The organism is Planctomycetota bacterium, from assembly GCA_033763975.1.
GTDB lineage: Bacteria > Planctomycetota > Phycisphaerae > Phycisphaerales > UBA1924 > RI-211.
The window spans coordinates 13,867-28,877 of the sequence record JANRJM010000019.1; the positions used below are offsets into that span (position 1 = coordinate 13,867).

Annotated in this window: 15 protein-coding genes and 1 tRNA gene; 8 read left to right on the forward strand and 8 right to left on the reverse strand. The window is 70.9% G+C overall.

The genetic code is table 11. The features are described 5' to 3' along the window. Window positions 1-55: 55 nt before the first annotated feature. From SFY69_13515 to SFY69_13535, 5 genes are all read right to left on the reverse strand, one after another. Window positions 56-424, reverse strand: a complete 369-nt coding sequence (locus SFY69_13515; protein ID MDX2133060.1) for a four helix bundle protein — start codon at window positions 422-424, stop codon at window positions 56-58. Between the two features lie 91 nt (window positions 425-515). Beyond that, window positions 516-1,634: a pyruvate dehydrogenase (acetyl-transferring) E1 component subunit alpha gene (pdhA, locus tag SFY69_13520; GenBank protein ID MDX2133061.1), complete on the reverse strand. Its 1,119-nt coding sequence runs from the start codon at window positions 1,632-1,634 to the stop codon at window positions 516-518. Between the two features lie 47 nt (window positions 1,635-1,681). After that, on the reverse strand, window positions 1,682-2,557 hold the full coding sequence (locus SFY69_13525) for a PP2C family protein-serine/threonine phosphatase (GenBank protein MDX2133062.1): 876 nt from the start codon (window positions 2,555-2,557) through the stop codon (window positions 1,682-1,684). An 8-nt stretch (window positions 2,558-2,565) separates the two neighbouring features. Further along, window positions 2,566-4,566: an acyl-CoA dehydrogenase family protein gene (locus tag SFY69_13530; protein ID MDX2133063.1), complete on the reverse strand. Its 2,001-nt coding sequence runs from the start codon at window positions 4,564-4,566 to the stop codon at window positions 2,566-2,568. A 31-nt stretch (window positions 4,567-4,597) separates the two neighbouring features. Continuing rightward, window positions 4,598-5,488 carry an enoyl-CoA hydratase-related protein gene (locus tag SFY69_13535; GenBank protein ID MDX2133064.1) on the reverse strand — a complete coding sequence of 297 codons (891 nt, stop codon included), beginning with the start codon at window positions 5,486-5,488 and terminating at the stop codon, window positions 4,598-4,600. A gap of 140 nt (window positions 5,489-5,628) precedes the next feature. Between SFY69_13535 and SFY69_13540 the strand changes: the two genes are divergently transcribed. The 3 genes from SFY69_13540 (at window position 5,629) to ribD (ending at window position 8,049) form a co-directional block, all read left to right on the forward strand. Beyond that, window positions 5,629-5,712 (forward strand) — tRNA-Leu (locus SFY69_13540). Between the two features lie 127 nt (window positions 5,713-5,839). Next, window positions 5,840-6,859, forward strand: coding sequence for a hypothetical protein (locus SFY69_13545; protein MDX2133065.1), 1,020 nt, complete (start codon window positions 5,840-5,842; stop codon window positions 6,857-6,859). Then, a complete protein-coding gene (gene ribD / locus SFY69_13550; GenBank protein ID MDX2133066.1) occupies window positions 6,856-8,049 on the forward strand; it encodes a bifunctional diaminohydroxyphosphoribosylaminopyrimidine deaminase/5-amino-6-(5-phosphoribosylamino)uracil reductase RibD in 1,194 nt (397 codons plus the stop codon). Before SFY69_13545 ends, ribD begins: the two co-directional genes overlap by 4 nt. On the opposite strand, the gene SFY69_13555 is transcribed toward ribD, so the two are convergent. After that, on the reverse strand, window positions 8,001-9,131 hold the full coding sequence (locus tag SFY69_13555; GenBank protein ID MDX2133067.1) for a hypothetical protein: 1,131 nt from the start codon (window positions 9,129-9,131) through the stop codon (window positions 8,001-8,003). The genes ribD and SFY69_13555 overlap by 49 nt on opposite strands. Before the next feature lie 26 nt (window positions 9,132-9,157). On the opposite strand from SFY69_13555, the gene folP reads away from it, so the two are divergent. The 5 genes from folP to SFY69_13580 all read left to right on the forward strand — a co-directional run bounded on the left by folP (window position 9,158) and on the right by SFY69_13580 (window position 14,141). After that, window positions 9,158-10,078, forward strand: a complete 921-nt coding sequence (gene folP / locus SFY69_13560; protein ID MDX2133068.1) for a dihydropteroate synthase — start codon at window positions 9,158-9,160, stop codon at window positions 10,076-10,078. 94 nt (window positions 10,079-10,172) lie between these two features. Then, window positions 10,173-10,508, forward strand: coding sequence for a thioredoxin (trxA, locus tag SFY69_13565; protein MDX2133069.1), 336 nt, complete (start codon window positions 10,173-10,175; stop codon window positions 10,506-10,508). A 58-nt stretch (window positions 10,509-10,566) separates the two neighbouring features. After that, window positions 10,567-11,655, forward strand: a complete 1,089-nt coding sequence (locus SFY69_13570) for a Gfo/Idh/MocA family oxidoreductase (GenBank protein ID MDX2133070.1) — start codon at window positions 10,567-10,569, stop codon at window positions 11,653-11,655. 187 nt (window positions 11,656-11,842) lie between these two features. Next, window positions 11,843-12,589, forward strand: a complete 747-nt coding sequence (locus tag SFY69_13575; GenBank protein MDX2133071.1) for a hypothetical protein — start codon at window positions 11,843-11,845, stop codon at window positions 12,587-12,589. A gap of 175 nt (window positions 12,590-12,764) precedes the next feature. Beyond that, entirely contained in the window at window positions 12,765-14,141 is a 1,377-nt protein-coding gene (locus tag SFY69_13580; protein ID MDX2133072.1) for a S1 RNA-binding domain-containing protein, read from the forward strand. An 87-nt stretch (window positions 14,142-14,228) separates the two neighbouring features. On the opposite strand, the gene dut is transcribed toward SFY69_13580, so the two are convergent. Further along, window positions 14,229-14,681 (reverse strand): dUTP diphosphatase, encoded by a 453-nt coding sequence (gene dut / locus SFY69_13585; protein ID MDX2133073.1) that lies wholly within the window; start codon window positions 14,679-14,681, stop codon window positions 14,229-14,231. Beyond that, on the reverse strand, window positions 14,678-14,998 hold the full coding sequence (locus SFY69_13590; protein MDX2133074.1) for a hypothetical protein: 321 nt from the start codon (window positions 14,996-14,998) through the stop codon (window positions 14,678-14,680). The genes dut and SFY69_13590 overlap by 4 nt, the downstream gene beginning before the upstream one ends. Window positions 14,999-15,011: the final 13 nt, after the last annotated feature.

Consider the following 15,011-nt stretch of genomic DNA (forward strand, 5'->3'; position numbering starts at 1 on the left):
GAGAGCGTCTGTACACGCGGCGGAGCGCGGACCGCACGTGGGCCGTGCCGCAAACCTATCTGTTGGTGGCTTCTCGACGAGTGCGGGCCAGAATCGCGCCGAAGATGAGCCGCAGCTCGTGTGCTTCCTGCTCAACATCCGTGAGTCTGTCCGTGGCGATCCAACCTCGCCTGCCCACGAACCGGACCCAGTACCGAACCTCAGCAAGCTCCTTCAGAATCACGCTCACGCCTCGACAGAAATCCGCGCGGCTCATCGCCTCGGTGGTCTCGAACGTGTTCGCTCCGACCGATGTTCCCGACCCATACAGCTGATCGACGACCCGGCGGCTCTTGCCCATGCCCTCCAAGGCATCGGCGATGTCGGCCACCCGGTGCGAGAACGACTCGACGCGTTCGAGAAGTTCTTCGCGTAGCCGTCCCATCAACGCCCCCAACGTCTGAGTTCGCCTACCGCCCGAGTATTAGTACGGTGTGGTCCTCTGTGCCGCGCTGACTTGACCATTTGCATCTGTGCTATTTGGCCATTTGACGCAGCCCCGCCTGCTCCGGATGCTGCCCCAGCCCGTGCGTGCGGAGCGTCCGGCGCTGCACGTCCAGCTCGGGCGTCATCGTCGCGAACGTGGTGAGGAACATGTCGTCGCTCGTGGGAGCCTCGATGCTCTCGGCGGCCTTCGCCACGTCCGCCGCCGTCTGCTTCGACATCTCGTCCAGCTCCGCCTGCTTCGCCTCGTTCCACAGCCCCTTGCCCGTCAGGTACTTCTTCAGGCGGATGAGCGGGTCCTTGGCGATCCACGCGTCGACCTCCGCCGCGTCGCGGTACCGGCGCGCGTCGTCCGCCGTCGTGTGGTCGGCCAGGCGGTACGTGACCGCCTCGATGAACGCCGGCCCGCCCCCCGACCGCGCCCGCTCCACAAAGTCCCGCGTCGCCTTGTACATCGCGAACAGGTCGTTCCCGTCCACCTGGATGCACGGCATGTCGTACGCCAGCGCCTTCTGCGCCACCGTCGCCGAGTTCATCTGCTGCTCGCGCGGCACGCTGATCGCCCACTGGTTGTTCTGGCAGATGAACACGCACGGCACCTGGAACGTGCTCGCGAAGTTCATCGCCTCGTGGAAGTCGCCCTCGCTTGTCGCCCCGTCGCCGAAGTACGTCAGCGCCACCCGGGGCTCCTTGCGCATCTTGAACGCCCAGGCCATCCCCGTCGCGTGCAGCATGTGCGTCCCGATCGGCACGCACAGCGGCAGCACGTTCACGCCCTGCGGGATCTGGCTCCCGCGCTCGTCGCCCATCCAGTACATGAACACGTAGTGCATCGGCAGCCCGTGCATCCAGAGCGCCGCGTTCTCGCGGTAGCACGGCACCAGCCAGTCCACGCCGCGCTTCGCGGCGAAGCCCGACCCGATCGCCGCCGCCTCCTGCCCCTTGTTCTGCGGGTACGTCCCCATGCGCTTGGCGCGCTGCAGCTTGAACGCCGTCTCGTCCACGGCGCGGCACCTGCACATGTACTGGTACAGCTCCACGACGTCCTCGTCGCGCAGCGTGTCCTTCGCCAGTTTCTCGTCGAGCACGCCCCGCTCGTCCAGGATCTGGAGGTACTCGACCTTGCCCTCGTACACGGTTCGCATCGGCATGGGCCAAGCGTAGGCGGCGGGGCTATTCACCCGTCCGCCCCCGGTCGTCACGCGGGACGCGCCGACGCACGGGGCAAGCCCGGCCGCTCCAGCTTCTCTCGCACCCAGTTGAGGGGCGTCCGCAGCACCCGGGCCGCCAGCCCCCGCGTCAGGCTCGCGCGGTTCCGCCGCACCAGCAGCAGCGTGCTGTCGTCCTCGGGCTCGGCCCGCCCCGCGAACGCCTGCACCCGCGCGTACAGCCGCTCGACGAACGTCTCCGCCGGCTCCAGGGGCTCGGACGCCAGCAGACGCGCCAGCCCGTCGTAGCCCAGCATCTCGCCCTGCGGCGACCTGGCCTCGACGATGCCGTCGGTGTAGAAGAGCGCCGTGTCGCCGTCGCCCAGCCGCACCCGCGTCGAGCGGTAGGTCGCCGTGTCGATGACGCCCAGCGGGATGTTGCCCGGGGCCGCGTGCGGGGCGGAGACCTCGGGCTCGAGCGCCGTCCACGCCCCGCCGCCACGCCGGATCATCGGGGGCGGGTGCCCGGCGAGGGTGACGTCCACCTCGCCGGTGGGGGCCCAGTGCGTCGCGATGAGGGCCGTCGCGAAGCGTCCGTCGTCCGAGATCGCGGCGAACTCCGCGTTGATCGCGCCGATGAGGACGTCCTGGTCGCGCCGCTGCACGTTGCGGCGCATCAGCGTGCGCAGGCGCAGCGCGACGTCGGACACCGTCGTGCCGTGCCCCGCGACGTCGGCCAGCAGCATCCGCGTGATCATGCCCGACGAGCACGACGAGACGTAATGAATGTCCCCGCCCGAGGCGTCCCCGCCGCTGGGACGCGAGAGCAGCCACGCGTCGAGCCCGTACATGCGGACGCCGCGCGAACTCTCGTCGTTGCCGCCCCACACTTCGAGGCACTGGAGTTGGTGGATGTCGGCGGTCAACAGGGTTCTCAGGCCGACGGCGTCGGCGTGCGGGCGTCGTCGGGCACCGGGCCGGTCCACGGGCCGCCCGGGAACTGCTTGATGCCCTCTTGCTTGAGCGCTCGCCCCGTCCCCTTCGCCACCGGGCTGCGCTCGGGGATCGAGAACTGCGCGTTGGGCAGGGCGGCGTTGTGCGCCATCGCCACGTCCGCGGCCTTCAGCATCGTCGCGTCCGCGTTCTCGTACATCTCGCGGAACCGCGTGTAGATCTCGACCTCCGCGAGGTCAAAGAAGTGCAGCGCCGCGGCCTTGTCGCGCTGGAACTCCTGGTCCCCCGCGCCGTTGCCCGCGTGCGCCCGCATGTCCGCGTCGAGCTTCGCCAGCGTGCACGCCCACGCGTGCAGGAAGATCGCCACGTCCGCCACGCGCGCCTGCACCGCCTGGCGGTCCAGCATCGCCACGTCGTACTTCTTGCTCATCACCTTGAACTGGTAGCTGTGCTCGCGCACGAGGTTGCACAGGCGGTCCGCCACAGGACGCAGCTCGGGCAGCACCTTGTCGATCCGCGGGGCGCTCCGGCGGATCCCGAAGTACACCTCCAGCCCCAGCGGCACCGCGATCGACATGAGGCGCATGTTGAACGTCGCCTTCGCCGCACGGGCCAGGAACGTTCCCAGCGACTCGTCGGGGTCCTTCAGCAGTGTCTGCTTCACGCCCAGCATCTGCTCGGCCAGGGCCTTGCCCCCGTACCCGAAGATGTACGACTGCATCACCTCGTTGGCGCCCTCGACGATCAGGTTGATGCGCGAGTCGCGGAAGATGCGCTCGATCTCGTTCTCGGTCATGTAGCCTTCGCCGCCCATGATCTGCATGGCGTCGTTCGTCACGCGCCAGCCCATCTCGGAGCAGAAGACCTTGCACAACGCCGTCTCGACCTGGTGGTCCTCGTCCTTGCGGTCCAGCATGCCCGTCGTCATGTACAGCACGCTGTCCATCGCATAGTCGTACGCGCTCATGCGCGCGATGTTCCGACGCACGAGCTCCTTGTCGGCCAGGGGCGCCCCGAACTGGAAGCGCGTCATCGCCCACTTCGTCGCCTGGTCACGCGCCCGGCGCGCCCCGCCCAGCATGCCCGCCGAGAGCGTGCAGCGCCCGTAGTTCAGGCACGAGAGCGCCATCTGCAAGCCCCGCCCTTCCTGCCCGAGCAGGTGGCTCTTGTGCACGCGCACGCCGTGGAAGCGGATGCGCGCCTGCCACGTCCCCCGGATGCCGCACTTGCTGCGGTTCTTCTGGAAGACCTCCACGCCCTGCATCCACGGGTGCACGACGATCGCGGAGATCTTCCCCTTGCCGTCGGCACGCTTCTCGCGGCACATGACCGTGAACAGGCTCGAGAGCGCCCCCGACGTCGCCCACTTCTTCTCGCCCGTGATCAGGTAGTAGTCGCCGTCACGCTCGAAGTACGTCTCCTGCCCGCCCGCGTCGCACCCGACGTTGGGCTCGCTCAGGCAGAACGCGCTCAGCCAGTCCTTCGCCAGGTGCGGGAGCCACTTCTTCTTCTGTTCCTCGTTGCCGAAGAGCATGACGGCCTTGCAGCCGATCGACTGGTGCGCCGACACCATGACCGCCGTCGACCCGCAGTACATCCCGATCCGCTCGAGCACGCGGTTGTAGCTGGTGATGCCCATGCCCAGCCCGCCGTACTCCTTCGAGATCGTCATCCCCAGCACGCCCAGGTCGAACAGGCGCCGCACGACCCAGTCGGGGATCTCCTGCTCCTGGTCGATCAGGATCGACGGGTGCTCGTTCCGCAGATACTCGTCGAGGCGGGCGAGCAACTGGTCGCACTCGGCCTGCTCGCGCGCGTCCATCGCGGGGTACGGAAAGTAGAAGTCCTCCTTGAGCTTGCCCCAGAAGAGGTTCTTCACCGCGCCCATCTTGGTGGGCTCTGCCCCGAGCCATTCCTCGGCTTCCTCGAGCAGCTTGCGGTCCGCTTCCTTGATGCCCTTGAGGTTCTTGAGGTCGGCCATGGGTCTTCCTTTCGAGCGAACGTCCGGTGAACTACTTCTTCGCGGATTTCTCGAAGAACGCGTTGATCGCCTGCCTGCCCGCGGGCGTCGAGCGGAGTCGGACGAGCTCCCGCCGCTCGACCTCCAGCGCCGCCTGCCAGCCCTGCGCCAGCCCGGCGTCGACCGCGTGCGCCACCGCACGCCCCGAGTCGGTCCCGCCGATCTCGTCGCGCACCCGCTCCATCGCGCTCAGCGCCGCCGGCGCACGGTCCGCCCGCCCGATCCAGCGCAGCGGCGCGCCGTCGCGCGCCCGCGCCCCCGTCTGCCGGGCGAGCACCCAGCGGCACGCCGTCTCGCGCAGCGACGACGCCGACTCGGCGACGTCGTCGAACACACCCGCCTCGCGCGCTTCGTCGAACGTCAGGGGCTTCCCGCTCGCGGTCCGCCGGATCGCTTCGGCCGGGTCCAGGCGCGCCGGCAGCAGGTTCGTCCCGCCCCAGCCCGGGCAGATCGACAGCCCCGCCTCGGGAAGCCCGACCGGGTACGCCTTCGCCGCGGGCGCGCCGATGAGCCCGTCGCAGTGCATCGCGATCTCGAGCCCGCCCCCCAGGGCGGCCCCATGAATCGCGGCGGCGGTCGGATACGGGAGCGCGCTCAACATCCCGAATACCTTCGACCCGTACGCCAGGTACCGATGCAGCGCCTCATCATCGAGATCGCGGATCGCCGTCAGGTCGGCCCCCGCGATGAACGCCCGCTCCGCGTTCGACGCCAGCACCAGCCCGCGCAGGTCGCCCGGCAGCGCGTGCACCGCCGCCTCGATCGCCCGGATGAGCGCCAGGTCCAGCACCACCACGGGGCGTCCGGCCTGCTCGAGCGACAGCACCGCGACCCCGGCGAGAGGGCCGCTCCGCTCGATCTGCACCGGTAGCGTCGGCGTCACTGCATCAATACCCCATTGGCCGGTCATCGCCCCGAAGCCCGGCGTCGCATGGTAGAGCCTCGGAGCGTGCGGACCAAACCGAACCGACACGTGTTCGTGGCCTGGGCGCTCGCGCGGGCGTACGATGAGACCGATTCCCCGCGGCTGTGGCGGAATTGGCAGACGCGCTAGATTCAGGTTCTAGTGGGGTCACACCCGTGGAGGTTCAAGTCCTCTCAGCCGCATTCGCGGCCCGTCCCGTCCGGGGCGGGCCGCTGTTGTTTTTGGAGTGCCCGACCCCCACGGCCCGCGCCGCGGCCTGTCGGCGGCCTGCCCCCCGGTTCTCGGGCCTTCGCCGGTACACTCGCCCCGATGGGAACCGTGCTGGCGGGAATCGACGAGGCCGGGTACGGCCCGCTGCTGGGCCCGCTGTGCGTCGGGCTCGCCGTGCTCCGTGCGCCCGGGCACGACGGGCCGGTGCCTGACATGTGGAAACTGCTGAAGGCCGGCGTCTGCCGCGAGCCCGGACGCGGGGGCGCCACCGACCGCCTGGGCCGCGTGCCGATCGCGGACTCCAAGGAACTCAAGCTCTCTAACGCCGTCACCACCACGCACCCGCTCGTGCACCTGGAGCGAGGCGTGCTCGCGTTCCTCCGCGCGACGGGGCGGGTGATCCCGCAGACCGACGCCGACCTGTTCGACGCGCTGGGCGTGTGCACGAACTCGCCAGGGTGCTACCGGGTGGACGCGCTGCCCGTGCCCGGGGCGCTCTCGCGGGGCGAGGCGGACATCGCCGCGGCGACCGTCGAGCGCGCGCTCGGCGGCGCCGGGTGCGCCGCGCTCTCGCTGCGCGCCGACGTCACGTGGGAGCCCGGGTTCAACGGCGTCGTGCGCAGCACGGGCAACAAGGGCGAGGCGACCATCGCCGCCATCGGTCGCCTCCTCCGCACCGTCTGGGAGACCTGCGCCGAGTGCGTCGACGCCGACGGCTCGCCCCGGCGACTGGGCATCGTCTGCGACCGGCTCGGCGGGCGCACCAGCTACGCCGGCGTGCTGGCGGCGGTCGTCCCCGGCTGCACCGTGACGGTCATCGAAGAAGGCCCGGCGCGCAGCCGTTACGTCGTGGAATGCGGCACGCGCCGGGCGGGCGTCTCGTTCCTCACCGAGGGCGAGCGGGCGCACCTGCCCGTCGCGCTCGCGTCGATGGTCGCGAAGTACACCCGCGAACTCGCGATGCGCCGGTTCAACGCGTTCTGGGGCGAGCGCGCCCGCGCACGCGGCGTCGAACTGCGCCCCACCGCGGGCTATCGCCAGGACGCGCACCGGTGGCTCTCGGATGTCGGCGACCTCATGACCGGCGACGAGCGTGCCCAACTCGTGAGGATCGCGTGAGCACGCCTCCCCACCCGCGGCCGAACGACCCGCGCCCGAACAACCGGCGCTTCCTCGAACTCGCCGCCCGCGCGGGGCTGCGCGGGTTCGGACGTGTCGAGCCCAACCCGATGGTGGGGGCGGTGCTCGTGCGCGACGGCGTTGTGCTCGGCATCGGGCACCACCGGCGGTTCGGGGGCGTGCACGCCGAGCGCGCCGCGATCGACGCCGCCCGCGGGAACGGGCACGACCTCCGCGGCGCGACGCTCTACGTCACCCTCGAGCCCTGCGCCGCCCCGGGACGCAACCCGCCCTGCACCGGGCTCGTGCTCGACGCCGGCATCGCAGAGGTGGTCTACGCGCGCTCCGACCCGCATCCGCAGAAGGGGGGCGGGGCGGCCCTGCTCCGCGACGCGGGCGTCACCGTGCGCCTCTGCACCGATAGCCCGCTCGCGAGCGGGCTCGCCGAGCCGTTCATCAAGCGCACGACCACCGACCAGCCCTGGGTCATCGCCAAGTGGGCGCAGACCATCGACGGGCGCGTCGCCACCCGCAGCGGCGAGAGCAAGTGGATCTCCGGCGAGCGCGCCCGCCGGCGCGTCCACGCCTTGCGCACCCGCGTCGACGCCATCCTCACCGGCAGCGGCACTGTGATCGCCGACGATCCGCAGCTCACGCCGCGCAACGTGACGGTCGTGCGCCGGCCCGTCCGCGTCGTCGCCGACACCGACCTCGACATCCCGGCGCACAGCGCGCTCGTCCGCACGGCCCGCGAGACGCCCACCTGCATCCTGTGCGATCGCGAGCTGCTCACCGCGTCCATCGCCGCCCGCGTCCGGGGCGACCTTCAGGACGCCGGCGTGCGACTCATCGGCGTCCGCGCGTCGGCCAACGGGCGCGGCATCGACCTGCGCGACGCGCTCGCCGCCCTGCGGCGCGAAATGAACGTCTCCACCGTGCTCGTCGAGGCCGGCCCCGGCCTCGTCGGGGGCCTCATCGACGCCGACCTCGTCGACGAGGCGGTCGTGTACATCGCGCCGCTGCTGCTGGGCGACGAACTCGCCCGCGCCGTCGCGGTGGGGCGCGTCGCCGAGTCGCTCAGCGCCGCCCGGCGCCTCACGCTGTGGCGATCGAAGGTGGTGGGGGGCGACGTCGAACTCACCTACCGCCGGGACGTCCCGCCGCGCGACCACCGCACGAGCCCGTCCTGAACGACGCCCCGCATCGGGCGCGCCTCGCCGCCCGCGATCAGCACCGTGCCGGGCGATGCGTACGCCGCCTTCACCGAGGCCAGCGCGATCGGCTCGGCCGAGCGCATCGGCGACAGGCACGAACTCGACACCGCGCCCACGACCTCGGCGGGCGAGGCCTCGGGCGCGAGCGTGGCGCCCGACTCGGCCAGCACCGGCGGCTCGTCCTCGCCGGCGAGCACCCGCTCGAACACGATCGAGACCAGCGCCTGCTTCAGCGCCTTGCGCGCGTGCATCCGCGCGACGACCTCCTGCCCCAGATAGCACCCCTTCGTGAACGACACGCGATCGCCCAGCACGCCGGTCTCCGCGGGCAGGCTCTCGGGCCCGAAGTCGATGTTGTACACCGGCGTCCCGCCCTCGATGCGCGCGATGTTCCACGCGTGCCACCCCGCGGCACGGGGACGTCCGGCGGAAGACGCGAGCAGCGCCGCGTACGCCGCGGGCGCACCGGCGACCGGCGCGATCATCTCGAACCCCGGGTCGCCGGTCGTGTCCTCGCGGAACACCAGCACGTTCACCCCACCGATCGGCACCTCCGCGCAGCGATCCGGGAGCAGGTCGGCCTCGCCCAGCACGCGCGCCGCCTCCGGGCCGTGCACGCTCATGCGGTGCGTCGCATCCGAGACATCCGTGATCGTCACGTCCTCGGCGATGACGTAGTGCGACAGCGTCTCGACCACGCGGCGTGCCGCGAGCACATCGACCTCCAGCAGCACCCGGTCCTCGCGCACCAGCACGCGCAGGTCGGCGTCGACGCGCCCCTTCTTGTTCAGCCAGAAACTCCGGCGCACGTCCCCGGTCGAGACCCCCGCGAGCTCCTGCGTCAGCATCCGGTTCAGGAACTCGAGCCGGTCGCCCCCGCGCACCTCCACCACGCCCCGCTGCGGGCAGTCGAGCACCACCGCGTGCTTGCGCAGCCACGCGTACTCGATCTCGACGGCGTCCCACGCCGCCGCCACGTCCGCGCCGTCGTCCCCGCCGTAGCGAAGAACCAGCGCGGGCGCGGGCGGCGTGGCGAGGATCGGGCTCGGTCGGGCCATGGCTCAGGGTACCCGTACCATCGGGCGTGCCCAGTTCACCAGTCCCCGAATGGCGCCTCTCGCCGTCCCGCACCCTCGTGCTCGACCGCCCGCGCCTGCTGGGGATCCTGAACGCGACGCCCGACAGTTTCGCCGACGGCGGGCGACACGACGACCCGATCGCCGCCCGAGATCACGCCGCCCGGATGCTCGCCGACGGCGCCGACGCGATCGACCTCGGAGGCGAATCCACGCGTCCCGGGGCGGCGTCGGTGCCGGTGGATGAGCAGATCCGGCGCGTCGTGCCGGTGGTGCGCGCGATCCGCGCCCTCGCCGGCGACGCCGGACGCGTGCCCATCACGATCGACACCACGCGCGCCCCCGTCGCGCGGGCGGCTCTCGACGCCGGGGCCGACACCGTCAACGACGTCTCCGCCGGCGCCGACGACCCCGACATGCTCCCGCTGGTGGCCCGCGCGGGCTGTGGCGTGATTCTCATGCACCGCGCGCGCCCGCCGCGCGAGGACGTGTACTCCGACCGCTACGAGCGGCCTGTGCTGGCGGGCGATGTCGTGCACGCCGTTCGGGCGTACCTCGAGGCCGCCCTCGCGCGAGCGATCGCACACGGCGTCGCGCCCGCGTGCGTCATGGGAGATCCGGGTCTGGGTTTCGGGAAGACCGTGGAGCAGAACCTGGCGCTGCTGCGCGCGGGCGGGACCTGCCTTCCGCCGGGCGTCCCGCTGCTCTCAGCCCTCAGCCGCAAGAGCTTCGTAGGGCGCGTGTCGCTGGGGCGAGATTCGACGCCCGACGAGCGTCTGGCCGGGACCCTGGCGCTGAGCCTGGCGCACCTGGCGGCCGGGGCGAAGGTGTTCCGGGTGCACGACGTCGCCCCGCACGCGGCGATCTTCCGCGCATGGCGCGAGGCCGGTGCCCCGCACGCCCCCGCGGGAAGCGGCGCGGGCGTATAATGCGCATTGCACGTCCGTCGGCGGCCTCGCCGCGGACCATCTGAACCGAACACCACCACGAGGCCGCCCGCGAGCCTCCGCACGGGGAATGAACATGGCCAGCGACAACGTGAAGGAGTTCACCGACGCGAACTTCGACGCCGAAGTTCTCGGGTCGTCGCAGCCGGTGCTGGTCGACTTCTGGGCGGAGTGGTGCATGCCCTGCCGCAACCTCGCCCCGATCATCGACGCCGTCGCCACCGACCTCGCCGGCAAGGCGAAGGTCGGCAAGGTCGACGTCGACGCCAACCGCACGGTCGCGATGAAGTACGGCATCACCGCCATCCCCACCGTGCTCGTCTTCAAGGGCGGGCAGGTCGCCAAGAAGTTCGTGGGATTCAAGAAGAAGGACGAGCTGGTCGCGGCCCTCGCCGAGGCCGGCGCCGTCTGAGAATCGTCAGCCTGCGGTCCCGATCGTCTTTACGCCGGGTCCGCCGGAGCCGCTCCGCATGCACACCAGCGCTCCCGCCTCCACGCCGGTCGAGGTCGCGTCACCGACCGATCGGTTCGAGGGGCGTCCCGTCCGCTGCGGCGTGGTGGGGGTCGGGCGCATGGGGCGCCACCATGCCCGCGTCTACGCGAAAGACCTGGCCAACTGCACGCTCGTCGGCGTGGTAGACGCCAACGCCGAGCGCCGCCAGGACCTCGCCGAGCGGTTCGGGTGCCGGGCGCTCGAACGCGTGGATCAGTTGCTCGACCTGGGCGTCGACGCGGTGAGCATCGCGACGCCCACGATCTACCACTGGGAAGCCGCCGAGCCGCTCATGAAGGCCGGGGTCGCCTGCCTGATCGAGAAGCCCCTGGCGGGCGACGTGGACACCGCCCGGCGGCTGAAGGAACTGGCCGAGTCGACGGGTGCGTGCCTGATGGTGGGGCACATCGAGCGGTTCAACCCGGTGATGCGCGCCATGCAGAAGGCCGCGAGCCTGGGGCAGGCGATCGTCCCGCGCTTCATGCAGGTCGTGCGCGTCAGCCCGATGACGTTCCGCAGCGTGGACGTGGGCGTCGTGATGGACATGATGATCCACGACATCGACGTGGTGCTGATGATGATGGGCGGGCGCGAGCCCGACTTCATCCGGGCCGCGGGCGTCAGCGTCGTGACGCAGCACGAGGACCTCTGCAACGCGTGGCTGGAGTTCAACACGCCCCACGGGCGGTGCGTCGCGAACGTGACGGCCAGCCGCCTCGCGCTCAAGACCGAGCGCGTGACGCGCATCACGGGCGAGAACGCGTACATCAAGATCGACTACGGCGCCAAGAAGGGCAACATGATCCGGCGCCTCGCGAACGAGATCCAGATGCGCGAGGTGCGCGAGCAGCTCGCGCACGGGCACGACCTCACGACGCTGAAGTGGGACCAGCTCGTGAACATCGAAGAGCTGCAGGTCGACGACGCCGAGCCGATCGTCTCCGAGCTCGCCGAGTTCATCGAGGCCGTCCGCTTCTCCCGGCGTCCGTCGATCGACGCCGAGGCCGGCTTCGCCAACGTCCGCACCGCCCAGCGCATCGTCGAGGCCATCCGGCGCACGATGTAACGCCTCGGCCGGCGCCACTGCGAACACGCCGCGCTGTACGAGCCCGACGCGCGAGCGAGGCCCGGGAGAAAGTCTCGAGCCCGCGAGCCGGAGGGCTCCTTGCGCTCCCTGCTACCCCGGGCAGTTTCATCATCGCATTGTCATTGCGCTCGCGCACGCCGCGTCCCGGCGCGGTATGGTCCCGCGCATGAACACCACCCTCCTGCTGTGCGCCGCGGCTCTGCTCGGCGCTGCCTCGCCCGCGCCGGTCGAGCCGCTCCGCCTCGACCTGCAGTCCGTCCGCGAACTGCGACACCTCGACGTCGTCACGGCCGACGACGGCATCACCATCGGCGACCGCCCGGGCCTGTACCTCGAGTTCGCGGCGGTGCTCCCCGAGGGCGCGAAGATCCTCGACCTCGTGCAGCCCGAGAAAGTCGTCGCGACCGACGACACCGGCGCCGATCTCTCGAAGGTCGAGCCGAACTTCTGGGACAAGCTCGAGTGGCTCACCACCGGCAGCTTCGGCGATTCCAACCGCATCACGCTGAAACTGCTCCCCGCGTCGCGCGCCGCCAAGACCTGCAGCGTCTCGCTCGAGGCCAGGGCCCGCGTCAGCTACGGGCTCGAGCCCCACGACGTCGCGCCGGCCACGTCCTGGACCGCCTTCACCCACCCGCTGCTCAAGGGCGTGAAGGCCGAGTACCGCTACGAGGCGGGTGACGGCACCGCGTCGTTCCACGTCCGCCCCGCCGACGCCAAGGACCTGATCGAATCCATCGTGCCCGCCGCCGACGACGCTCAGCCGCAGGGCTACTCCGTCTCCTACGGCGACGAAGAGGCGATCTTCGGCATCGATGTCCCGGCAAAGGGCCAGAAACTCCGCCTGTTCGTGCACAAAGACCTGACGCTCATGCCCGTCGTCATCGAGCTCAAGGACCAGAAGCTCCCCTGAGACCACGCCGGATCGGCCGGCTTATGGGGGCGAGCGCGTCCCATAGGCCGCCCCCCGGGCGTGAATTTGTGGGCGACCGCCGGGATTGGTGTACACTCCCCTTCCCGGCGCAGCGCGAGGCCTTGGCCCGCCGGGGTCTGTTCACCCGTTGGCCGGCCTCGAAGCTTGGGAACTCATGAACTCCGAACAGCAGACCGCGTCCTCCAACCCCGTCATCACCGCCGAGATGCACGCCGAGATCGAGGCGGCGATGCGGGAACTCGAGCAGGCCAAGGCCGCCGAGGGCCCCGCGAAGAACAAGCCCCAGGCGATCCGGGGCCCGCGGGTGGTGAACGCCGGGCGCGAGCACCGGCGGGGCAAGGTCGTGGCCGTCGGCCCGTCCGACATCTTCGTGGAGTTCGGGCCCAAGGAACTGGGCATCGTCCCGCGGATGCAGTTCCCCGAAGACCAGATGCCCGTCAAGGACAGCGAGCTCGAGGTGGTCGTCGACAAGTTCGAGACCAGCGAGAACGTGTTCATCTGCTCGCGCCCCGGCGCCATCCAGAAGGCCGACTGGGAGCTGCTCGAGCCCGGGCAGGTCGTCGAAGGGCGCGTCACGGGCGTTGCGACGAAGGAGACCAAGCAGGTCGGCCTCGAACTCGAGGTCGCCGGGCACCACGCGTTCATGCCCGCCGGGCAGGTGTCGCTCGACCACGTGAAGGACCTCTCCGTGTTCGTGGGCGAGAAGATGGCCTGCACCGTCATGCGCGTCGAGCGCACCGGGCGCGGCAACATCGTCCTCTCGCGCCGTGACGTCCTCGTCCGCGAGCGCGCCGAGCAGGGCGAGAAGCTCAAGGAATCCCTCCACGAGGGCCAGACGATCACCGGCGTCGTCCGCAAGATCATGGACTTCGGCGCGTTCGTCGACCTCGGCGGCGTCGACGGCCTCATCCACATCTCCGACCTCTCCTACGACCGCGTGAACTTCGGCGCCAAGAACGTCGAGAAGCACGTCAAGGAAGGCCAGCAGGTCACCGTCCGCATCCTGAAGCTCGACTGGGAAGCCAAACGCCTCAGCCTGGGCCTCAAGCAGACGCAGTCCGACCCCTTCGCCACCGCCCTCAACGAGGTCGTCGAGGGCGGCGAGGTCACCGGGCGCGTCGTCCGCATCGCCGAGTTCGGCGCCTTCGTCGAGATCGGCCCGGGCGTCGAGGGGCTCGTCCACATCTCCGAGCTCGACCACCGCCGCGTCGGCAAGGTCGACGAGGTCGTGAAGCCCGACGAGATCGTCCGCGCCAAGGTCCTCAAGATCGACAAGGACAACCGGCGCGTCAGCCTCTCCATCAAGGCCTTGAAGCCCCTCCCCGAACTCCAGATCGGCGGCGGCGGCGGCGGAGGTGGGGGCGGGGGTGGTGGGGGCGGCGGGGGTCGCGGCGGCAAGGACCGCAAGAACGCGCCCGGACGTTCCATCGAAGAGATCCAGAAGGAAACCCCCGCGCTGCGACGCATGCGCGAGAAGGCCAAGCAGATGCAGTTCAAGGGTGGTCTGGGCGACCTCGGCCGCTTCGGCTGATCCCGCCTGGGCCTGGCGTCCAGCCCTCGCACCGTCGCGCCGACCCTGCGCCGGGCGTCCGCGGGCCAATCCCGGGAAAGGCCGCGCCTACCGCACGCCCGTCGAGCCGAACCCGCCGTCGCCGCGCTGCGTGCTGCCCAGGTCGTCCGTCTCGCGTACGTCGCAGCGCGTGACCGGCGCGATGACCAGTTGGGCCACGCGCATCCCGTGCGTGACGGCGAACGCATCGCGCCCGAGGTTGACGAGCGCGACCTTCAGTTCACCCCGGTAGTCGCTGTCGATCGTCCCCGGCGCGTTCGCGACCGTCACCCCGTGCTTGGTCGCCAGCCCCGACCGCGGACGCACCTGCCCCTCGTACCCCTCGGGAATCGCCAGCGCGAGCCCTGTCGGCACCACCACGATGGCCCCGGGCGCGAGCAGTAACTCAGACGCCGACGTCGGGAGGCACGCGGCCAGGTCCATCCCCGCGGCGCCGGGCGTCTGATACGCGGGCACGCCCGCGCGCGGATCCAGCCGACGCACGCCGAGCACAGGCTTCACGCGGTGCGCGCCGCGTAGAGGGCGGCGAGGGTCATCGGGCCGACCATGATGCGCGGCGCGTGCTCGATGTCGCCCGCGCTCACCACCTCGACCTCGGTTTCCACGTCCCGCAGCAGCCGGTCGTACGCGTCGATGGTCCGGCGCGTCGCCGCCGCCGCGTTCTCCAGGCTCGAAGCCCCGCTCACGCGCCGGTACAGATCGGCGTCGTGCGGGGCGTTCTTGGCGGCCTCGACGCTCTCCAGCAGCACGCGCAGCAACCGGCGCGCCTGCTCACGCGCCGCGTGCGCTTCCTCGATGATCCGGGTGCGATCGTTCATGAGCCGTCCTGCT